The organism is Shewanella sp. 10N.286.52.A9, from assembly GCF_041468985.1.
GTDB classification, from domain to species: Bacteria; Pseudomonadota; Gammaproteobacteria; order Enterobacterales; family Shewanellaceae; genus Shewanella; species Shewanella japonica.
The window spans coordinates 36846-59335 of sequence record NZ_JBFRJQ010000020.1; the positions used below are offsets into that span (position 1 = coordinate 36846).

Annotated in this window: 19 protein-coding genes and 1 riboswitch; of the genes, 5 read left to right on the forward strand and 14 right to left on the reverse strand. The window is 42.4% G+C overall.

Features of this window, described 5'->3' with window-relative positions; genetic code table 11:
* Positions 1-55 precede the first annotated feature (55 nt).
* Together AB4128_RS14865 and dmeF are read right to left on the reverse strand one after the other, a co-directional pair.
* Complete coding sequence (locus AB4128_RS14865; RefSeq protein WP_055026387.1) at positions 56-472, reverse strand: MarR family winged helix-turn-helix transcriptional regulator; 417 nt, start codon at positions 470-472, stop codon at positions 56-58.
* A gap of 3 nt (positions 473-475) precedes the next feature.
* Complete coding sequence (dmeF, locus tag AB4128_RS14870; protein WP_372038163.1) at positions 476-1471, reverse strand: CDF family Co(II)/Ni(II) efflux transporter DmeF; 996 nt, start codon at positions 1469-1471, stop codon at positions 476-478.
* Between the two features lie 413 nt (positions 1472-1884).
* On the opposite strand from dmeF, the gene AB4128_RS14875 reads away from it, so the two are divergent.
* A complete protein-coding gene (locus AB4128_RS14875) occupies positions 1885-2442 on the forward strand; it encodes a TMEM165/GDT1 family protein (protein ID WP_065110242.1) in 558 nt (185 codons plus the stop codon).
* A gap of 150 nt (positions 2443-2592) precedes the next feature.
* Here AB4128_RS14875 and AB4128_RS14880 read toward each other — a convergent pair whose 3' ends face one another.
* The gene (locus AB4128_RS14880; protein WP_055026389.1) at positions 2593-3348 is read right to left on the reverse strand and encodes a class I SAM-dependent methyltransferase; all 756 of its coding nucleotides are present in this window, start codon (positions 3346-3348) and stop codon (positions 2593-2595) included.
* A gap of 150 nt (positions 3349-3498) precedes the next feature.
* Here AB4128_RS14880 and AB4128_RS14885 point away from each other — a divergent pair, with 150 nt between their 5' ends.
* Positions 3499-4341, forward strand: a complete 843-nt coding sequence (locus tag AB4128_RS14885; RefSeq protein ID WP_119968091.1) for a 23S rRNA (adenine(2030)-N(6))-methyltransferase RlmJ — start codon at positions 3499-3501, stop codon at positions 4339-4341.
* Positions 4342-4562: 221 nt separating this feature from the next.
* Here the strand turns inward: AB4128_RS14885 and AB4128_RS14890 are convergent, their stop codons facing one another.
* Genes AB4128_RS14890 through AB4128_RS14900 form a run of 3 tightly spaced genes read right to left on the reverse strand, consistent with a single transcriptional unit; the run spans position 4563 to position 7408 of the window.
* Positions 4563-4823 (reverse strand): hypothetical protein, encoded by a 261-nt coding sequence (locus AB4128_RS14890; protein ID WP_372038164.1) that lies wholly within the window; start codon positions 4821-4823, stop codon positions 4563-4565.
* A 36-nt stretch (positions 4824-4859) separates the two neighbouring features.
* Positions 4860-6239: a M28 family peptidase gene (locus tag AB4128_RS14895; protein WP_372038165.1), complete on the reverse strand. Its 1380-nt coding sequence runs from the start codon at positions 6237-6239 to the stop codon at positions 4860-4862.
* Positions 6240-6247: 8 nt separating this feature from the next.
* Positions 6248-7408, reverse strand: a complete 1161-nt coding sequence (locus AB4128_RS14900) for a lytic transglycosylase domain-containing protein (protein ID WP_372038166.1) — start codon at positions 7406-7408, stop codon at positions 6248-6250.
* Between the two features lie 612 nt (positions 7409-8020).
* Here AB4128_RS14900 and AB4128_RS14905 point away from each other — a divergent pair.
* On the forward strand, positions 8021-9649 hold the full coding sequence (locus tag AB4128_RS14905; protein WP_055026392.1) for an AbgT family transporter: 1629 nt from the start codon (positions 8021-8023) through the stop codon (positions 9647-9649).
* Positions 9650-9732: 83 nt separating this feature from the next.
* Here AB4128_RS14905 and AB4128_RS14910 read toward each other — a convergent pair whose 3' ends face one another.
* The 4 genes from AB4128_RS14910 to AB4128_RS14925 all read right to left on the reverse strand — a co-directional run bounded on the left by AB4128_RS14910 (position 9733) and on the right by AB4128_RS14925 (position 16256).
* The gene (locus tag AB4128_RS14910) at positions 9733-10194 is read right to left on the reverse strand and encodes a TlpA disulfide reductase family protein (RefSeq protein WP_192023106.1); all 462 of its coding nucleotides are present in this window, start codon (positions 10192-10194) and stop codon (positions 9733-9735) included.
* A 275-nt stretch (positions 10195-10469) separates the two neighbouring features.
* Positions 10470-13631: an efflux RND transporter permease subunit gene (locus tag AB4128_RS14915; protein ID WP_372038168.1), complete on the reverse strand. Its 3162-nt coding sequence runs from the start codon at positions 13629-13631 to the stop codon at positions 10470-10472.
* A 9-nt stretch (positions 13632-13640) separates the two neighbouring features.
* Complete coding sequence (locus AB4128_RS14920) at positions 13641-14786, reverse strand: efflux RND transporter periplasmic adaptor subunit (RefSeq protein WP_055026394.1); 1146 nt, start codon at positions 14784-14786, stop codon at positions 13641-13643.
* Between the two features lie 378 nt (positions 14787-15164).
* A complete protein-coding gene (locus AB4128_RS14925; protein WP_372038169.1) occupies positions 15165-16256 on the reverse strand; it encodes an MBL fold metallo-hydrolase in 1092 nt (363 codons plus the stop codon).
* Positions 16257-16361: 105 nt separating this feature from the next.
* Between AB4128_RS14925 and AB4128_RS14930 the strand changes: the two genes are divergently transcribed.
* Complete coding sequence (locus AB4128_RS14930) at positions 16362-16982, forward strand: TetR/AcrR family transcriptional regulator (RefSeq protein WP_055026396.1); 621 nt, start codon at positions 16362-16364, stop codon at positions 16980-16982.
* A 7-nt stretch (positions 16983-16989) separates the two neighbouring features.
* Here AB4128_RS14930 and AB4128_RS14935 read toward each other — a convergent pair whose 3' ends face one another.
* Positions 16990-17679, reverse strand: a complete 690-nt coding sequence (locus AB4128_RS14935) for a DNA-3-methyladenine glycosylase I (protein WP_055026397.1) — start codon at positions 17677-17679, stop codon at positions 16990-16992.
* A 46-nt stretch (positions 17680-17725) separates the two neighbouring features.
* Complete coding sequence (locus tag AB4128_RS14940; protein WP_055026398.1) at positions 17726-18280, reverse strand: thioesterase family protein; 555 nt, start codon at positions 18278-18280, stop codon at positions 17726-17728.
* A 239-nt stretch (positions 18281-18519) separates the two neighbouring features.
* A riboswitch (FMN riboswitch) is annotated at positions 18520-18695 on the forward strand.
* A gap of 93 nt (positions 18696-18788) precedes the next feature.
* Here AB4128_RS14940 and ribB point away from each other — a divergent pair.
* Complete coding sequence (gene ribB, locus AB4128_RS14945) at positions 18789-19445, forward strand: 3,4-dihydroxy-2-butanone-4-phosphate synthase (RefSeq protein WP_055026400.1); 657 nt, start codon at positions 18789-18791, stop codon at positions 19443-19445.
* An 81-nt stretch (positions 19446-19526) separates the two neighbouring features.
* Here the strand turns inward: ribB and AB4128_RS14950 are convergent, their stop codons facing one another.
* Both AB4128_RS14950 and prlC read right to left on the reverse strand, forming a co-directional pair.
* Positions 19527-20198, reverse strand: a complete 672-nt coding sequence (locus tag AB4128_RS14950) for a flagellar brake protein (protein ID WP_082972452.1) — start codon at positions 20196-20198, stop codon at positions 19527-19529.
* Between the two features lie 196 nt (positions 20199-20394).
* Positions 20395-22449 carry an oligopeptidase A gene (gene prlC / locus AB4128_RS14955; protein WP_080914547.1) on the reverse strand — a complete coding sequence of 685 codons (2055 nt, stop codon included), beginning with the start codon at positions 22447-22449 and terminating at the stop codon, positions 20395-20397.
* Between the last annotated feature and the right edge of the window lie 41 nt (positions 22450-22490).

Below are 22490 nucleotides of genomic sequence, written 5' to 3' on the forward strand. Positions count from 1 at the left end.
TGGGGATAATGTTACCTTTAGTTACATTAATAACGAAGTGCCTAGTTAACAGTTTTTAAAATAATTTATTCATTTTTTGCATAGCAGATATCAAGGTTTCAGCCTCTGACGGAGACATCTCTAAGGTTAAATCTTGCATTAACTCGACATGTAGCTGATGGTGCTGGCGATGAATTGCCAGGCCCTCCTCGGTTAAGTTCAATAATGTGGCTCGACCATCTTTAGGATCAGCACAACGTACCATCAGCCCAAGCTTCACTAATTTATCGACTTGTACAGTTAACGTACCTGTGGTGATCCCCAGTTTTTGCGCTAATGCATTCATTCTTAACGCGCCAAAGTTTCCCAACACTTCTATAGTGTGAGTCTGAGCTAAACTGTAGCCAGTCTCTTTTACAACCGATTGCTCCCAAGAGGACATCTTGTCATAAAATTCAGTAATGGTTTGATTTAGCAGTTCAGTATTTGGCATCGCTTATCTCATAGGGTGTACTTCAAGTGTCAAGTGATGGATTTTATCAAACTGATTTAATAAGGTCTTATATTCATGCAAAGAATAAGTTGTTTGTTTGGCAACTAATGTTATCGCCGCCGAATAATGATGACCACTGACCTTCCAAACATGCATGTCTTTGACATCAGCATAAGGGGCTAATGCCTGTTCAATTTGCTGTTTATATTCAGCATCAATACTCTCATCTAATAACACAGGACTAGTTTGCTTCATTAATCCTAGCGTCCATTTAGTAATCACAATTGCACCCACCATCCCCATCACAGCATCAAGCCAATGCCACCCATAAAACTTACCGAACACCAACGCCACTATCGCCAAAACAGAGGTTAATGCATCTGCTAACACATGCATGTAAGCCGCCCGTAGATTATGGTCATGGTGTTTTTCACCTGATGCGTGATGATGACCGTGTGCATGCTGTTCATGATGGTGCTCATGGGAATGAGAATGTGATGTGTGGTCATGGGCATGAGAATGACCGTGAGAATGGCCGTGCGAATGATCATGATGGTGATGATCACCTAACAAAAAAATACTTGCCACATTAACCGCTAAACCAATAAAAGCCACCATAATAGCTTCGTTAAAATGAATCTCATGTGGGTTAAATAAACGATTAATTGATTCCACCATCATTAATAGTGCCACCACACCAAGTACAATCGCACTGGTGTACCCGCCTAAAACACTCACCTTACCAGCCCCAAATGAAAACTTATCAGAATTGGCATGTTTCCTAGCATAACGGTAAGCAAACAATGTAATGCAAAAAGCGGCGGCATGGGTGCCCATATGCCAACCGTCAGCTAACAAAGCCATAGAGCCATATACTGTGCCAGCAATGATCTCAACCACCATCGCCGTCACAGTCAATATCAATACGTAGAGGGTTCTCTTTTCACCGGAACTTTGTTGGGCACAAAAGTCATGTTGATGTTCTGTAGTAAATCGCACGCTGGCACCTATAGTTTGACAATCAAAGTATTCTTTAGAATTTAACTTGATTATCAAACTATTTCAACACCATCCTTTTAAACCAATGACATAGATAACATAACGAAGAAAGCTACCGAGTCGATAAAGCCAATAATGGCGCGACTTCGGCCGTTATTTAGCAAACGCTAACTTGAAAAGAACGCTGACAATCTTTACAATGCCGCTGTCTTTGGGGAGTAACTTGCCACTCATTTAAACAGCCTTTAAATAAGTTGGTTTGTTCGTCAACATAATTGATGCAAAATCATCATGGCGTTCAAGGCTTTGTCACCACAGAGCTGAGTGAGACCATAGACAACAATCGCAACCCGAGGTGGGGAGCGAGTGTTGTCTTGGTTGTTAATTTTCCCCACCTCTAAAAAGAGAGCCTCTTGAGCGTACTTGCCATATCAATTACCACAGTCGCATTAGCCGAAATTGGTGATAAGACTCAACTATTATCATTACTGCTTGCCAGTCGGTACCGTAAACCTATCCCTATAATTGCAGCGATATTTTTAGCCACTATTGCAAATCATGCCTTGGCTGCCTATTTAGGTGTCATCATTGCCGATATCATCACTCCAACAATGCTTAAATGGGTTCTTTTTGCCAGTTTTATTGCTATGGCTGGATGGATTTTAGTACCAGATAAGCTCGATGATGATGAGAAAGTGTCAAATAGAGGGCCATTCGTAGCTAGCTTTATCGCATTTTTTATTGCTGAAATAGGTGATAAAACACAAATAGCGACATCAATATTAGGCGCTCAATATGCCGATGCATTATTGATGGTGGTGCTAGGCACTACCATAGGTATGTTACTTGCCAATGTGCCAGTGGTGATCATTGGTAAACTGTCAGCAGACAAGCTGCCGTTAAAACTGATACGCCAAATCACCGCTGGGTTATTTGTCATACTCGCTGTGTCGGCAATCGCTATTACTTAATGTGCTGGGCGGCTAGTAGCCTAAATAAGGGGTAAGGGGTAAGTCTTAACATCAGTGATAATCAATGCCATCACTGACTAAGAGAGGGTGTGATATTAAGTCAATCTTGAACGGCGAATAGGCAATGCATCGAGCACGCTAGAAAGCACGTTACCCTGCCTTCATCGCCGCTTTGACGTAAACATCAAAGCGATTTTTCTTCTGCGCGAGCACCATACTGGGTTTCACTCCATCAAGGTCTTCCGCGTAATCTGGGCGTTTAACCACAACTCTTTTTGTCGCCAACGCTTGCGCAGGTGTTAATAGAGCATCAGCATCTAAGTCTGCGCCAACAAGGGTTTGAAACACACGCATCTCTTTTTTAACCAATGCTGATTTTTCACGATGAGGATACATTGGGTCAAGGTAAACCACATCAATTTCTTCACCCGATGCCGCCGCAGCATCGGCCAGAGCTTCAATACTCGACCCATGAAATAAGCTCATTCGTTGTTGCATCCATTCACCAATTTCAGCATCTTCATACGCTCGGCGTAAACCATCTTCAAGTAACGCAGCTACTACGGGGTGACGCTCTACCATAATCACTTTACAACCCAAACTGGCTAATACAAATGCATCACGACCTAAGCCCGCCGTACCATCGACCACTGTGGGACTAATCCCTTGCTTTAAGCCCACAGCTTTAGCAATCGTTTGCCCACGGCCACCACCAAATTTACGACGGTGTGCGACGGCACCAGAAACAAAATCTACACTAATACCATCTAGCTTTGGCTCATCACGTTTATGCAAACTTAAGGTGTTGTGTTCAAAGCGCAGTTCAAATAACGCGGCTTTATCCCATTCCAATCCCCAACGTTCACTAATATCGACCAGTGACGGATATTGCTGATTAAAAAACATTGGTATGTGCAAAAGTATTTCCAGTATTTATGAGACTCAAGCCTATTATGCCAAAAGCCTGCAACAGTGAATACCTATACCTGCTATGACTTAGCCCCTATAATGTGTCCATCTTGCAGTTTTACTGCTTACTCATATTCGGACATTCTCATGTTAAGTTACCGTCACGGTTACCATGCTGGCAATTATGCTGATGTACTCAAGCACACTATGTTGCTGCAAGTACTTAAACTTATGCACAAAAAACATAAGCCTATGGCTTACATTGATAGCCATGCGGGTGCTGGCGGCTATGCTCTTACCGATGAGTTTTCAAAAAAAACGGGCGAGTATTTAGATGGTGTCGCCAAACTGTGGGGCAAAGACGACTTACCTGAGCCTTTGCAGCAATATGTTGATGATGTAAAACATTTTAATCAAGGTGAAGAAGAACTAGCTTTTTACCCAGGCTCACCAGCATTTGTTGACATGAATATGCGCGAAAAAGACCGCATGGTATTACATGAGCTACACGGTACTGACTTCGCTTCCCTTGATGAACAATTTGCCAATGACCGCCATATTCGAGTTGTAAAAGGTGATGGTCTTAAAGGCTTAATAGCGGCTGTACCGCCACTTGAACGTCGTGGTGTTGCGCTAATTGATCCAAGTTATGAAATCAAAACAGACTATCAAGATGTCGCCAATGCAATCATTAAGGCTCACAAACGTTTTGCCACTGGGGTTTACATGCTTTGGTATCCTGTTGTGGATAGAGCGCAAACAGAGGCCATGTTGAAAATATTGGCAGATAGTGGCATTAAAAATCAATTGCGAATTGAGCAATCCATTACACCTGACAGCGATGCTTTTGGTATGACTGCAGCTGGATTATGGATTATTAATCCGCCTTGGCAGTTAGATATTGCAGCAAAAGAAACCTTGGATTACTTAGAGCGATGCTTAGGGCAAAGCGGCGGTAAGACCGTGGTTAAGCTAGAAGTACCAGAATAGGGCACTAAAACAATCTAGATTAACAGGGCCTGCAAACAATCATTTAGGCCAGTTCATTTAGTGAATTGTGCCTTCATATAAAAGCCCATGTCGCTCTTTGTAATAAAAGAGAGTACATGGGCTTTAATACTTCGAGCCAGTTAAACTAAGCTGCTATATAAAAAGCGGCTATATAAAGAGCGGCTATATAAAGAGCGACTTACAAAAGCTAAATACCTGCACTAAATACAACTAGATTCATCATTATTCAATGCGCGGCTCAGTGCACCAAACATGGCACTAAAAAGGCCGACTGCCGCATCTTGTTTATTGTTATCACTAGAAGACACATGGTGAGATCGCGATTCCCTCTCCTCTCTGTCTTTAGCATTCCCGTATGCTCCTGTGACAAAGTCACAACCAGCATTTGACGCAGACCGAGACGAACATCCTGTCATCATCATTGGCATTAGTAGACATATAAACAGCATCCTTTTCCGCATCTATCTCTCCATTTACATTAACAAGCTCATGTCACACTAATCAAAATAGGCACCTGCAGCCCCCGGAAACACGACTGGACTGCTATTACCATTTTTACCCACAGCTGCAACACCGTATAGGTAGTTATCTATGACCATGTTTTTTAACAAAAATTCATTCACGTCTCCCACATAGCGACTATGAGTCCATTCAGGCTCTGTGGTAAGGCGCCAATAAACACGGTATCCCGCAATGGTATCATCATCCGCACTTGCCCAGCTTAGGGTCGTATTCGCCGAGACTTGCCCCTTAATACTCACCTTTGTTGGCGGTGCTGGCGCCCATGCCATAGAGGCTAGACTAATGGCATTCAATCCGGTCAGTTTGGCATTAAAATCAAAGTCGACACCTTCAATCACATCACCGTATTCAATGCCATTTTCGGTGCGTAAATCTTGATGTTGGCGATCATAATGTTCGTTAGTTTCCATTACACGTACAGCGGGTAAGCCAGCTTTATTAAACGGTAAATGATGTCCACCGCGACCAAAGCGGTCAAGACGGTATACCAACATAACATCTAAATTTGTCATATATTGATCAACCAAGGCTTTAATATTTCGAGCTAAATTACGCGACGCAGAATCATTCTCTCCGCCGCTAAAATAACGCTCTTTGGCTTCTTCTTTCGTTTCAGCAATTCTGACGCCTTCCGAAAAAACCCTAACCGTTGAATTGTTTATCACCCCGTTAATACCAGCAATATTACCAATCATGTCGTTATTCAAGACAGCCTGAATTTGCCAGTCATGCTTGTTGGCATAATTGATTAACACATCACCGCCATATAGACCTTGCTCTTCACCAGACAGTGCTGCATAAACAATGGTGCCGTTAAACTGATACTTTGATAACACTCGAGCCGCTTCTAGTGCACCAGCAACGCCTGAAGCATTATCATTTGCCCCAGGAGAGTCTGAGGTAGAGTTCATCGGTTCGGTTACCCTCGAATCAATATCGCCACTCATCATGACGACTCGATTAGGGTCAGTTTTGCCACGTTGAATGGCAAATACATTGACCACTTCGGTCGGTTCGGGAATCCGTTTTCCAGATACGGTTTCCCCTACCATAACGACTTCAAGACAACCGCCACAGTCTGCAGAAATTCGCTCAAACTCAGATTTAATCCAACGCCTTGCAGCACCAATCCCACGAGTATCAGATTCGGTTTCAGATAAAGTATGTCGAGTACCGAAGCTGACTAGCTTAGCGACATCGTTATGCAATCTGCTTGCCTGCGGCGCCTCAGCAATATCATATAAACGTAAGTCTTCTTGCGAAGGCGCTGGCGTAGCGCTCGCGCCTAAACTGAATAATGATATGAGCCCAGACAATGCAGCGGCCATAGGGGTTAATTGTAATGTTTTTTTCATAGTTTCCTCTAACTTTGCAGTGCAGTGCGGTAACGTTTTAAGAGTATTTTGACTCGCTCTACATAGGCTTGGGTTTCAGGATAAGGCGGTATTCCTTGGTATTTCGTCACTGTTGTCGGTCCAGCATTATAGGCAGCACAGGCTAAATCAATATCGTTATCGAAGCGTTTAAGTAAATACGCTAAATACTGACTGCCCCCCCAAATATTTTGTTTAATATCATAGGCATCACTGACACCTAACTCTTTTGCCGTTGCTGGCATCAATTGCATTAACCCTATCGCCCCCACTTTTGAGCGCGCTTTGGCATTAAATGCAGATTCCGCATGGATCACTGCCCGTATCAAAGCAGGATCCAAGTCAAACTGCTCGGCAGCATCGCTGACAAAGTCGCTGTGTTTAGAAGCGAATAAGGGAATACGATGCCAATCAACTTGTGAGTTCACTTGGCAAGCAAAACAGTCGTAAAGTAAGACTTCAAAGTCCGCTGAGTCAGGCACAATATTTGAGAACGTCGTAATCCCACCCTGCTCATATTGGTAGATTTTACGTTTGGGTTTATTACCGGTATTAAGGCTTTGATCGGAAAAAGAAGCGGTTTTTGATGGTTTAACCCATTTAGGCTTGCTCACTGATTTACTGGGCGAAGATGGGGCAACGACCACCGCTGGTTGGGCGATAACTTTAGGTTGCAGCACTAGCATAGGTTTAGGTGATTCATCAGGCAGTGCCACAACAGCCGGATGGAGTACTTGCTGCTTTTTAGGTTTTAAGTGTAAGCGGCTTTCAACATCTTGATTATCATCTTCTGCTGGCAGCACCACAATGGGCGCTAACAAAACTTGTCGTGACTTAGGTTTATCTTGATTGCTTAATGCAACTTGAGGCACTGACACCCGAGTCGGCTTATGTTGAGCTAGGGATGGTTGTAATTGTTTTTGTGCTTTGGTTTTGACGATAGCTTGATCTTGGATATCAGCAACAATATCTGTGTTATCCACAACTGAAGGCGAAAGCGTTTTTTGCGGTTTTAATGTAATGACTTCATCATTGGCATCGTTAGCTTGCATTGACACTTTGGCTTTTATCACAGCCTTAGGTTCTGGAAGATATGCACTGTTAGGATCAGCCAGTGCACTACCACACAACGCAGCAATGGCATATGTCACAACAGCCTTGTAAATTACACACACAATTTTATTCATTTTCTTATAATTATCTAATAAATCACATTATTTTAGTTTGTTTAAGCAGTAAATTTCTTGCCACTTTTTAATATCGAATCGCCCCACTAAAGCGTAAGGCTTACTGCTATCACTTCCCCATAATAGCCATATTTCAGTACAAAGTTCATCTTAGTAATACAATGAAGGTGTTTTTTTATTAGTCATTTTTTCACAACCTTGGCTAAAACCTGACAAAAATAAGGGTTAAAACCTTACAAAATGAATGCTTTACAAATAGCTACGACGAAATACTGATTAAGCAATAAAATCATGAACAAAAAATATCGTTTGTTTTTTTTATTATTTAAAAACATAAAGCTAACTCAAAACAGCAGTGGGTGTTTTTTATACCCTCTTACAAAAAAATCATGGTTTAAATACCAATTTCAATTAAAATGAGTTGTCATTACGTTGCGTTGATTGAATAACTGTTGTTAAGTATTATTTATCAACTGTTTCATCGTTAAATTAAGCTTAATTTAAAATTTATCAGCTAGTCTGTAAGTTGGCAAAATCTCAAACTCATAATAAATAAGCCAAGCTAAAGGGAAGATCATGTCCGTTACTCCATCAAATACCACGCCGCCTAACAACGGGGCGCCACCAAGCAACACGCCACAAGATCTCGCTTCAAGTGGGGCTTTCGTAAAATTTCTTAATATTGTTGAACGTTTAGGTAATTTATTACCGCATCCAATCACCTTATTTGCCATGTTCTGTTTAGCGGTGATCGCACTCAGTGGCATAGCAGGTTACTTCGAACTCACCGTTGCAGACCCTAGGCCAATAGGCAGTTCAGGCCGAAGTGAAGACGGACTCATTCACGTTGTCAGCCTAATGAATGCTGAAGGTTTGAGAATGATCGTCTCAAACTTGGTAACCAACTTCACCGGATTTACCCCATTAGGCACAGTGTTAGTCGCACTACTGGGTGTGGGGATTGCCGAACGTTCAGGTCTACTTTCCGCAGCAATGCGTTTATTGGTCATGGGGGCATCAAAACGCCTTGTCACTTTAACCATTGTGTTTGCCGGTATCGTGTCTAACACGGCCTCCGAGTTGGGATATGTGGTACTAATTCCAATGGCAGCCATGATATTCCATTCGCTGGGACGTCATCCATTAGCAGGGCTTGCTGCCGCATTTGCTGGGGTTTCTGGCGGTTACAGCGCTAATTTATTATTAGGCACGGTTGATCCTTTGCTATCAGGGATTACTGAAGCAGCTGCGCAAATGATTGACCCTGACTATATCGTCGGCCCTGAAGTGAACTGGTACTTCATGTTTGTCTCGACCTTCTTAATCACTGGGCTAGGCGCCATCGTGACTGAAAAAATCGTTGAGCCTAAGTTAGGCAAATACGATGTCTCTGAGGCTGCAGATGATCTATCTGAACAGCAGATGGATAAAGTCACTCAAACTGAAAAATATGCGTTAAAAATGGCGGGACTTTCTGTATTGGTTTTCTCAGCATTATTAGCGCTCACTATCTTGCCTGACTGGGGGGCTTTACGTAACCCTGAAACTGGCTTAGTTGCTGGTTCGCCTTTCTTAAAAGGGATTGTCGCTTTCATCTTTATTGGTTTTGCAATACCAGGCCTAGTGTACGGTAAAGTCGTCGGCACAATGAAGAAAGATACTGACGTGATTAATGCAATGTCACACAGTATGAGCACCATGGGCATGTATATTGTTCTTGTGTTCTTCGCCTCGCAGTTTGTTGCTTTCTTTAAGTGGACGAACTTAGGCGCTGTGCTTGCCGTGACAGGCGCGGATGCACTAAGCAGTATCGGCTTAACAGGGCCTTTAGTGTTTGTGTTGTTTATTATGCTGTGTGGCGTGATTAACTTAATGTTAGGTAGTGCTTCTGCCCAATGGGCTGTGACAGCGCCGATTTTTGTTCCTATGCTGATGTTGGTGGGTTACGCACCAGAAACCATTCAAGCGGCATACCGAATCGGCGACTCAGTCACTAACTTGATTACCCCAATGATGAGTTACTTCGGGCTTATCCTTGCGGTAGCGAGTCGCTATAAGAAGGATTTAGGTATCGGCACACTCATCGCAACCATGTTGCCATACTCAATCGTGTTCTTTATCGGTTGGACCTTGTTCTTCTTCCTTTGGGTGTTCGTACTTGGCTTCCCGGTAGGCCCAGGTGCAGCGACTTACTACACGCCGTAATGACATAGGTTAAGCTGACAAATAAAAACCAGTAGCATATTTCGTGTTACTGGTTTTTTTATGTTCGCTCATCGCTTTATAAGCTATTTAGGTTGTAAAAGCTCAACCAATTCTTGTTCATATTGCTCGAGTTTATCCAAGTTAAACCCTGTATGCTGCTGCACTAACTCACCTTGGCGATTGAAGATAAAACTGCTTGGCATACCTTTAAGTGCAAATAGCCTTGCGACCTCACTATCTGGATCGTAACGAACGGTAAACTCAGCAGGAAAGTCTTGTAAAAACTGCTGTGCTAACGACAATTCAACATCTAAATTAATTGCCACTACAGCTAACCCTTGCTGTTGATATTTAGCATGCATTTGATTCATCCACGGAAACGACTTACGGCAAGGTCCGCACCATGAAGACCAAAAATCCACATAAACAACTTTACCTTCAAACTCATTCAAACTGACTTGCTCACCCAGTTCGTTTTGTACCATGTGTGTTAACGACGGCGCAGCGTTAACTTGATTCGATACTGTTATTGCAGCTATCAGCATAAAACCAAAGACCATTAACTTAACAGGCTGTGTGTTTGTCATATCTTTACTGTCCCTATATGCCGATGTCTATTCAGTTAACCCTCATAAAAATGACGACTTGCATCAATTGCTCGTATTGGCCACTTCTATCAGTTAACGACTCGCTGTTAATAACTACGTTTATAGCCCATGCTAAAGATCAATGCGGCTCAATGTATCGTTATATTTTATGTTCGGACATAAAAAAGCCTGCTTGATGCAGGCTTTTAGTATGAACCAGTTAAGAGGGTTTATTAACTCTTATCTGATGTTTCAGTTTGTGCTTCCGCTTCTGGCGGCTTGTAACCTTTGCGCTCTTTCTTACTGAATATTTTCTCTACCACAACGAAGAATAGTGGAATTAAGAAGATACCAATAAAGGTTGAGCTCATCATGCCACCAAGTACACCTGTACCCAGTGCATTCTTACTACCTGAACCTACGCCGGTACTGATAGCAAGTGGTACAACACCTAAACCAAACGCTAACGAAGTCATTAGGATTGGACGTAAACGTACACGCACCGCATGCAGTGTTGCTTCAATCAAGCCAGCACCTTTTTCGTAGAATTCTTTAGCGAATTCTACAATTAAGATCGCATTCTTGGTCGCAAGCCCCACCGTCGTCAATAGACCCACTTGGAAGAACACGTCATTAGGTAAACCACGGCCATTCATCGCAAGTAGTGCACCAATCACACCTAACGGTACGACTAGAATAACCGCAAATGGTACAGACCAGCTTTCATATAGCGCTGCAAGTACTAAGAATACAACTAAGATAGATAAGGCATAGAGCGCTGGCGCTTGGTTACCTGATAATCTTTCTTCGTATGATAAACCGTTCCATTCGATACCGAATCCTGGTGGTAATTGCTTCACCATTTCTTCGAAATCTAGCATTGCATCACCTGTACTATAGCCAGGCATTGTCGCACCTTGGATATTGATTGCAGGTAAGCCATTAAAGCGTTGTAGCTGTGGTGAACCAAATTCCCATGTACCTGTTGTAAAGGCAGAGAATGGTACCATTTCACCTTCAGCATTTCGTACATACCACTTGTCTAAGTCGCTTGGTTGCATACGGTATTCAGCTTCACCCTGAACATATACTTTCTTCACACGACCACGGTCAATAAAGTCATTCACATACGACCCACCATAAGCGGTAGCCAGTACGCTGTTGACGTTATCAATATCAACACCTAAAGCACGAATTTTAGCTTGGTCAACATGGATCTCGTACATTGGTGCATCTTCTTGTCCATTAGGACGAACACCAACTAGGTTAGGGTTTTGTGCAGCCATACCTAACAACTGATTACGAGCATCAATCAAGGCTTCATGGCCCATACCACTACGATCTTGCAGGTACATATCGAAACCATTCGAGGTACCTAGCTCAATTACCGCTGGCGGTACAAATGCAAATATGAAGGCTTCTTTAATTTGCATGAAGCGACCCATTGCACGATTTGACAATGATTGAACATCTTGGCCAGGTTCAGTACGGTCAGCCCAATCTTCTAGACCAACGAATGAAATACCCATATTCTGACCAGAACCTGCGAAACTGAAGCCCGCAACACTGAATACAGATTTAACAGTGTCACCTTCTTCATTAAGGTAATAGTCACTCACTTCTTCCAGCACTTTAATGGTGCTTTCTTGTGTTGAGTTAGTCGGCAAAATAGTTTGAGTAAATAAGATACCTTGGTCTTCATCTGGTAAGAATGCCGTTGGCATACGCATGAAAATCCATGCCGTTGCAATCACCAATACAAGATAAACCCCCATCATACGAACTGTGCGCTTCAAGATAGCAGCAACACTGGCTTCATAACGTGAGGTTAACTTATCAAAGTTACGGTTAAACCAACCAAAGAAACCCGTTTTAATGTGGGTATGACCTTTTGGAATAGGCTTAAGCATCGTCGCACATAATGCTGGGGTTAAAATCATCGCAATCAATACAGATAGCGCCATTGCAGACACAATCGTAATCGAGAACTGACGATAAATCACACCCGTAGAACCTGACATAAATGCCATAGGAACGAATACAGCAGATAGGGTTAAACCAATACCAATCAATGCGCCAGTAATCTGATCCATCGATTTACGGGTTGCTTCAAGCGGGCTTAATCCCTCTTCGGACATAACCCGTTCAACGTTTTCCACAACAACAATGGCGTCATCTACCAGTAGACCAATCGCCAGTACCATCGCAAACATGGTTAAGGTGTTTATCGAGAAGCCTGTGGCCGATAAAATAGCAAAGGTACCCAGCAGTACCACAGGTACAGCAATTGTCGGAATCAATGTTGCTCTGAAGTTCTGTAGGAACAGATACATAATCAAGAACACTAAGATAACCGCTTCAACTAGCGTATGAACCACTCCTTCAATTGATTTCTCAACGAACGGAGTCGTGTCATATGGATAGTAAATTTCTAAGCTATCTGGGAAGTAAGCTTGTAATTCAGCGAGTTTTTCACGTACGTTATCAGCAGTTTCAAGTGCGTTTGCACCTGTTGCTAATTGAATACCAATACCTGCAGCAGGTTTACCATTGAAGAAAGACTCAACCGAATAACTTTCAGAGCCTAGCTCAACACGAGCCACATCATTCAAATAAACGTTAGCACCTGAAGAATCAGATTTCAGGATAATCTCACGGAATTGTTCAGGCGTTTGCAAACGACTTTGCGCCGTCACTGTCGCATTCAATTCTTGACCTGCAATTGATGGCGCACCACCTAATTGACCAGCAGAAATTTGCGCATTCTGCTCTTGAATTGCCGCCATAACATCAATACTAGTTAAGTTGTATTGCGTTAGTTTTAACGGATCAAGCCAGATTCGCATCGCATATTGCGCACCGAAAAGCTGAATTTCACCAACACCAGCAACACGACTTAACGGGTCTTGAATGTTAGCAGCAACATAATCGGCAATATCGGTCTTTTGTAGCGAGTCATCTTCAGATACGAACGCTGCAACCATTAAGAAGCCAGCACTAGACTTAACAACGTTAACCCCTTGCGACTGTACTTCTTGTGGTAACAAAGTCATTGCTGCTTGCAACTTGTTTTGTACCTGAACCTGAGCAATATCTGGATCGGCTTCAGCATTGAAAGTTAGGGTAATAGTCGCATTACCAAAGCTATCACTGCTAGACGAAATATAGCGTAAGTGGTCAATACCTGTCATACGCTGCTCAATAACCTGAGTTACCGTGTCTTCCATGGTTTTTGCTGAAGCACCAGGGTAAAACGCTGTAATCTCAACGGTTGGCGGCGCAATCGTCGGGTACTGTGCGACAGGTAGGTCTTTAATCGCTAAGACCCCTGCCAACATAATTAAGATTGAGATCACCCAAGCAAAAATAGGGCGATCGATAAAGAAACGAGCCATAACGTTACCCTATTTAGTTGCTGGAGTGGCAGATAAAACTTGTGGTGTCACGACTGCGCCAGGACGGATTTTTTGCAAGCCATCAACAATCAGTTTATCACCCGCTTGTAATCCGTCAGTCACACGCCATTGGTGATTAATCACCTCGGCAGTAGTCACAATGCGTGTTTCTACTTTGTTTTCTGCACCAACTACCATAGCCACAGCTTGACCTTTGGTGTTTCGTGTCAGCGCTTTTTGAGGCACTAAAATCGCTTTTGGATCTTGCCCTGCATTAAGAATTGCACGTACATACATACCAGGTAATAACACGCCATCTGGATTCGGGAACTCAGCTCGTAGTGTCACAGAGCCTGTTGCTTCATCCACACTCACTTCGGCGAATTGCAATGTACCTGTTTGCTCATAAGTCGACCCATCTTCAAGAATCAACTTCACTTCAGCATTCTCGCTTTGCTGTAGCTTGCCAGCTTTCAATTTGGCCTTTAAACGCAGTAATTGCGCGCTTGATTGAGCAATATCAACATTGATTGGATCAAGCTGCTGAATTTTAGCTAAGGTGTCAGACTGGTTAGCTGTTACCAAAGCGCCTGGAGTTACACTTGATTTACCAATACGACCTGAAATAGGTGCTTTAACTTCAGTGTATTCAAGGTTAATGTTTGCTGTGTTAATTGCCGCTTTAGCTACCGTTACATTGGCAATCGCTTCTTTATAAGCCGCATCTGCTTCATCAAAATCTTGTTTACTAATCGCATTGGTTTGTACCAATGCAGCATAACGATCAGCTGTCGCTTTAGCCGATGCTAAAGACGCATTTGCACTTGCTAAATCAGCTTCTGCGCTAATCAGCGCCGCTTTATATGTTGCTGAATCGATTTGATATAGTGATTGGCCAGCTTCAACGTCCTTACCTTCAACAAAACCACGGTTCGTGATAATGCCAGAGACCTGTGGACGCACTTCAGCTTCCAAAAATGCACGACTACGACCAGGTAACTCAACATGAATAGCTTGAGATTGCTCAGTCACACTCAACACGCCAACTGGAACGGGTGGTGCTTCTTGCGGGGCCTGAGCCTTTTGGGCTTGACCACATGCTGTAATCCATAAAGCCGCAGTGATAACTGAGGCTATTTTCAGTGCTTTATGCATGACTGTTCTTACTCCTAATGACATCATCAGTAACCTTACGCTTCATTACGTAACGATTGCTAAATAGCGATAATCCTAACGTTTTAAATTGACTAAACTTTATGGGCACTGTTATCGCATACCCATGTGAACTCAACAACCACTTAAAATATTATAAATTGTAAACAAATAATAAGTTTTGCGGCTTTGTTTCAAGCTTGTTAACAAGGCTGTGCTAACAAAAATTAAACAGCCTTAAATGTTACTATAACGTTACAACTGAATGAGTTAAAAAAACTCCAATATACAACATAACGTTAAAAAAAATGCATATGAAATAGTATTTTATTTGGTTTATTGTAGGTGAAACCAGATATTTTTCTATCTCTTAGCAAAAAATTATTGAGATTGTAAAATCCATTCATCATTCGATAGCATCTCACGCCACCAAGCCTGTGTTTTTTGCGGTGAGGCGACATTAACCGGCTCTCCGAAAACGGGAGTAATCACTAACACATTGGCCTGTTCGCCTAAGTCGCTAATCCACTCTAAAGGTTCAAACCAATCATGTAGCGCCAAGTCAAAGGTGCCATTATGAATTGGCATCAACACACTGCTTTCAAATTCAGAACCATTTAAATCAATATGTGCCTGCAGGCTTTGTTCAGGCATCATGTGGATCTGACTCCACATTTCATTATAGGCGCCAGTTTCAATCATCGTGATATCAAAAGGCCCATAACGTTCTCCAATTTCTTTAAAACCTGAAAAATATCCGCCATCACCACTGAAAAATAGATTGCTGTTAGTACCTTTAATAACCCAACTTGCCCATAACGTTGTATCACGATCACGTAATCCACGACCTGAAAAATGCTGTGCAGGTGTTGCCGCTAAGGTTAGCTCTCCAATAGTGAGCTCTTGCCACCAAGAAAGCTGACTGACTTTACTCGGCTCAACACCCCATTCAATTAAATAATCGCCCACCTTTTCGGGCGTGACAAAATGCTCCACTTTATCGCTTAATTCGGTAATGGCTGATTTATCAAGGTGATCATAATGATCATGACTAATGATAACCGCTTTGATTGGCGGTAATTGCTCAATACTGATCGGCGATTGATGAAAACGCTTAGGCCCAGCCCATTGTACTGGCGAAGCACGCTGACTGAATACGGGATCTAATAGGATATAGTCACCATCAAGACGAATAAGTATCGTTGAATGACCTAGACGAAAGAGCTGATCTTCATTGCTAAAGCTTAAACTCGTTGCCGTTATCGGTTGTACTGGTACCTCAACCACAGGAGCAGGGTGTAAACGTTTGGTAGTCATGTAGCTTTTAGCGATATTCCAAATATCACTGAAGCCTGATTGGTATTGAATATCGGTATTTTCAAATTTAACAGCGTCAGTTTTATCAGCTGCAAAAAATGATTTAATTGAAAAAGCCATCACCAATACCCCCACCAAAATCAAAAAATATTTCATTGTAAAACCCAAAAGTAAACTGCACGGTGCAGTTTATTAAAATATGATTGAAAAGTAAACTACCCAGTGTAGAATGTCTCGAGATTTACATTACGAGTAAAAACCATGCCGACTGAAAAAATGACTTTGAGCCAAAAAAAACGTGCTGCCATCATCAACGCAGCCAAAGTGACCTTCACTGAATTTGGTGTTGCAGCAACCAGTATGGACAAGCTGGCCGAAGTTGCCGGCGTGTCTAAGCGCACGGTTTACAATCACTTTGCCACGAAAGAAGCGATTGTTATGAACTTAATGGCTGATCTATGGGACCGCTCTTTCAAACATAATGTTGCAGAATACCAAAGCAATACACCTTTGCTTGAGCAGTTATCGGAAGTGGTATTTAAAGAAATCAATTTTATCAGTAGCCATGAATACATAGAGCTGACACGTATGGCTATTGGGCATTTTTTCTATACACCAGAGTCCATGAACCAAGAGTTTCAACGTGTTAAAAAGCAAGAAAGCGCCACAATGCGCTGGATAAGAGCAGCCATGGCCGACAAAAAGATTTCAGTCACTAATGAGGAATTGGCGCTACAGCAAATACATAGCTTGATTAAAGGAAGTTGTTTTTGGCCTCAAGTCATGCAATTTGCTGACAGACTTAACCATGATGAGCAACAAGAAATAGCCAATGAAGTCGCCAAGATGTTTTTGTGTCGCTATCAAAACGCATCAACTTAGCCCGTCGCTAGACGCGATTGTCACCCACACCTAATGAAATGATACGGCTGATTTGAGCTTGGCTTAAGCCAGACTCTTGTTGCCAATGGTTAAACGCAGCTTGCGCCTGTCTTAGCGCAGTTTGAGAGGTAAATCCTGCATCAACGACCTTGTTGGCTTTTAAATAAGATTGCACATCATTGGTCAATAAAAAGGTATCTTTACCAACCGTGCGCAAAAAATAAGGCCCAGTATTCCCCCCTAAGCGACTGCCTTTTTTCTTCAGCACTTGCCAAAGTCCAGTAATGTCATCTTCTGGCCAGTTAGCAATAAACTCAGCAAAGCTGCCATGCTCTGCTGCCAATTGTTGCACCATATAAGCATTATCAACAATGGATTGGGTTTTCTTTTGATGACGAATAAGCGTGGCATCTGTGGCACGCTCTTGAATTTGATCAGGAGACAACATTAACACTTTAAAAGGTTCAAAGTTAAAGAAGGCTTCTTCATAAGCAGGCCATTTATTCTCAACCACTCGCCAAACAAAGCCACTTTGAAACACTTGCTTGCTCATTGCAGATAACAATTGGGCATCGGTAAATTGCCCAATCTCATCAGCATCTAATGTTTGCGGCATTAATAAGCCTAGCGCTTTAGCACCACCTTTACGTTCGGCTGCGCGGTCAAAAATATCGCTAAACTTCTCTAATGTGGCCACTTAGGTTACCTACTCAATACATTATTATCTTTGGATATAATAACGTTTACGAAGCTAAACTCAATTTAGGAGCAAGGTTTTGGTCTTTCTTAACTTGTAAAAATTCTTTCCACTTAACCAACTCCGGAGGCATAGCGGGTGTCGGCCCTTCATAGCCCGCTGCAGCAACTAAATCAGTAATCGGAACTTGTTTACCCTTACAAATAAACACGCCACGTACATGCATGATGCAATGTAAGCCTCTTGCGGTAACAAAGCGTTGTTCAATATAAAAATATTTCTCATCCCATCCAACAATGCGAGTTTCGATTTCAAATTTTTCCATCGGTTTGATATCACGGAAAAAAGTAAACTCTGATGCATTCACAATAGGCAGCCATTTCAGCTTCAGAAATTTCTGCATTAGGCCCATTTCTGCAATCATATGAGTACGAGCAAGATCCATAAACGCAGGATAACGAGAATTGGTTAAATGCATATTGATGTCGCAATCTAGCGGCAATGCACGGTAACTAATACGGCTGGTATCTAAAAAACCAATTTTTTTAGCTTGGCGATTACGCCACAACATCAACCAAATGAGACGAAAATATAAATTCATATACTGCTTACTCCTTATGAACGCATCAGGCTAACAGAGGTCATACCAGCTATCAAGTCCACTCACTAAATTAACAAATCATTAAATAGAACAACTTATACGAAAATGTCTCCGCCAAAGTTCAGCCACCTTAATGATAAAAATATTTATGAACTCTGAGTGCCTTATCACTTTTTAAATCCAAACTTTTGGCTTACCATGACGGCGCTGTTTAGCACATAGGGTGTTAAGCAGATTATTTTAATTCTCAGGGCGGGGCGAAATTCCCCACCGGCGGTGATGTTAACTTACCCTAATGTAAACTTAACTAAGCCCGCGAGCGCTCGATTCGTCGAGGTCAGCAGATTTGGTGATGTAGATGTAATGTCTACGATTCCAGAGCCGACGGTTATAGTCCGGATGAGAGAGAATAGAAATACGCCAGTGAGCATTGTGCTTGCTGGTGTATTTCGGTTGGCGTAAAAACCCTCTTTAAAGCCCTGATTCTGGTATTTTTTAGGAGTTAACCATGAATCAGCTATCACTACTTTCGCCATTTGGCGATCCTATCGAACGTGTCGAAAAAGCCTTATCTGCTTTACGAGAAGGTAACGGCGTATTATTGCTAGATGATGAAGATCGCGAAAATGAAGGCGATATTATTTATTCAGCAGAGCACCTCACCAGTCAACAAATGGCATTAATGATCCGTGAATGCAGCGGCATTGTGTGTTTATGTTTAACTGATGAGCAAGCCAACAAGCTAGAACTACCGCCAATGGTGGCGGATAACAATAGCGCTAATCAAACGGCTTTTACCGTATCCATTGAAGCTAAAGAAGGCGTGACCACGGGCGTTTCAGCCCAAGACCGCGTGACAACAGTTAAAACTGCCACGGCAGCTGACGCTAAAGCATCTGATTTGGCTCGCCCAGGACATGTGTTCCCACTTCGTGCACGTGCTGGCGGCGTTATGTCACGTCGCGGTCACACAGAAGGTACGGTAGATTTAATGCAAATGGCAGGGCTACAACCAGCTGGTGTGCTATGCGAAGTCACTAACGAAGATGGCACTATGGCAAAAGCCCCTGAAATAGTCGCCTTCGGCCTTAAGCATAATATGCCAGTACTGACGATTGAAGATATGGTGATGTATCGTCAGCAATATGAGTTGAAACTGGCGTAAGTTTATATCAATAGTATATCGACAAAAAAGCGACTGTTATCAGTCGCTTTTTTATAATCTAAATCTGAGTTCACCCCTGCATTACAAATCAATATATAGCTGAGTCAGTAATGTTTTGACTTGCTCATCATCATTTTCAAACTGAATACCAACATTCACTTTGCCATGCTCAAACCGGCTATTGCACACCTTGGCAGAAATATAAATATCTTCGTTATTGGTATTACGAATGGTAACTGTGATGTCTTTTTGGCTCACTTTCACTTTAGGGTTGTCAGCTTTAAAGACGAAACCGCAACCTTTTATAGAAATATCAGAAATAATACCTCTTAGCTGAGAACCATGAGCGGTGTCGTTTTCACCTTTGGCTTGAATCATTGCTGGCAAATGGGTGGTATAACGTTGATGGGTGCGTAACTGACGGTTTTCTATCTGCTTAGGGTACGACAGAAAAATAAACTTTTCTGGAATTTTAGTGATATTGCGAATAATAGATTTAAATGCATAACATTCGCCTTGCTGACCTTCTAGCAAGTAACGTACAACCACACCATTACCTTCAACGAACACATCTTTATAATTGTTCATTTGCTGCGGAGCAGGATGTTTTAAAATGATATATTTACCCAATTCATAGCCTACCAAAGTGGCTTTAATTCTGAATTTGACTGGGAAATCAATTTGTAAATCTACGGTTCTGCCCGGAGTTAAGGTGAAGAATACTGGCTCTTCTGGAGATGCTTGCTCTGTCAAAGTACGAGTCCGTTCAATTTATGCTATCGATAACATAGTAATGTAACTTTACTGAATTAATAAGTTCATCAGCAAAATTAATTGACCTAAGTAGCATAAAGACAAAAAAGGCACCCTTGAGGTGCCTTTTATCATTTAATTTTTGCAGTGCCTAAACAATCACTTATAACAGTATGCTTGTTTATTTCTCACAAGGTTACGCATTAATGCCTGAATGACGTAATAGCGCATCAGTATTTGGCTCACGCCCCATAAAGCGCACAAATAAGGTCATAGGCTCTTCACTGCCCCCCATTTCAAGGATGTTGTTAAGGAAGCTTTTGCCTGTTTCTGGGTTAAAGATCCCTTCATCTTCGAAACGAGAAAATGCATCTGCTGATAACACTTCTGCCCATTTATAGCTGTAGTAACCAGCTGCATAGCCACCAGCAAAAATGTGTGCAAAACCATGTTGGAAACGGTTAAAAGCAGGCGGTACATTCACAGCAACTTGGCTACGAACTTCATCTAAGATACCTTGAATATCAGCGCCTTTCTCAGCATCAAACTCATGATGCATTCTAAAATCAAACAACGAAAACTCTAACTGACGAAGCATCATCATGCCTGACTGGAAATTCTTAGCCGCTAGCATCTTGTCTAATAAGGCTTTAGGCAAAGGTTCACCCGTTTCAAAATGGCCCGAGATCTCAGCTAATGCCTCTTCTTGCCAGCACCAGTTTTCCATAAATTGACTTGGTAACTCTACGGCATCCCAAGGCACACCGTTAATCCCAGCAACACCACCGACTTCAATTTTAGTCAACATGTGGTGAATACCATGACCAAACTCATGGAATAGGGTTGTCACTTCATCATGAGTAAAGAGCGCTGGTTTGCCATCAACTGGACCATTGAAGTTACAGGTTAAATAGGCAACTGGCTTTTGCAGACCATTGCTTGTTACACGGCGGCCACGGCAATCATCCATCCATGCCCCACCTCGTTTACCACTGCGTGCATATAAATCTAAGTAGAAGCTACCACGATGCACGTTATCCGCATCGTAAATATGGAAGAAACGCACATCATCATGCCACTTATCAAAACCATGTTGCTCTTCAATGGTTAAACCAAATAAGCGTGACACAGTGTAGAACAAACCTGATAAGACCTTGTCTTCTGGGAAGTATGGACGTAATAACTCTTGTGACACTTCATACTTATGCTGTTGTAGCTTTTCAGCATAAAAACTCAAGTCCCACGACGCCATCTCTGTCACGCCAAACTCTGCTTTAGCAAAGGCTTTAAGCTCTGCTAGCTCGGCTTTACCTTGCTCTTTTGAACGCAAGGCTAATTCATTTAAAAACGATAATACTTGGCTAGGATCATTCGCCATCTTAGTTGCTAATGATTTATCAGCATAGCTATCAAAACCCAATAGGTTAGCAAGCTCATGACGCAGCGCTAGGATTTCGTCCATGTTGGCACTGTTATCAAACTCGCCCGCATTCGGGCCTTGATCTGACGCTCGAGTGACAAATGCACGGTAGCACTCTTCACGCAGTTCACGGTTTTCACTGTAGGTCATCACGGGTAAGTAAGATGGGAAATCTAGCGTAAATAACCAACCTTGTTTTTCTTGCGCTTCAGCCATCGCCTTGGCCGCTGCAATCGCAGAGTCTGGTAAGCCTGCTAGCTCAGTTTCATCAGTAATCAATTTAGTCCACGCTTGTGTGGCATCTAATAACTGATTAGAAAAACTGCTAGTCAGTTCAGAAAGGCGTTTTACAATTTCGCCATATCGGATTTTTTGCTGTTCATCGAGCCCAATGCCCGACAACTCAAAGTCACGAAGGCTTTGAGTTAGTAATGTTTTTTGTGCCGTAGACAGCGTATCAAACGCCGCCGACTCTTGAATGGATTTGTAGGCTTGATACAAGCCTTGGTGCTGGCCAACAAACGTACCGTATTCAGATAATAACGGCAGACAAGCATCATGAGCTTCACGCCATTCATCAGTGCTGGTCACAGAATTCATGTGTGATACAGGCGACCAAATTTTACTGAGCTGATCATCCACTTCTTCTAATGGCTCAATTAAGTTTTCCCATGAATATGTGCTGTTTTCAGCTAAGACTTCATCAATTTTACTGCGACATTGAGCAATAGCATGTTCTACAGCTGGTTGAATGTGCTCCGCTTTAATTTTCGAAAACTGCGGAAGCTCGCTCTGCTCGAGTAAAGGATTATCTAGCAATGTATTGCTCATAGGTGATTCCTCGGGGAAATAGGGTAATTGTGGCCTTTATC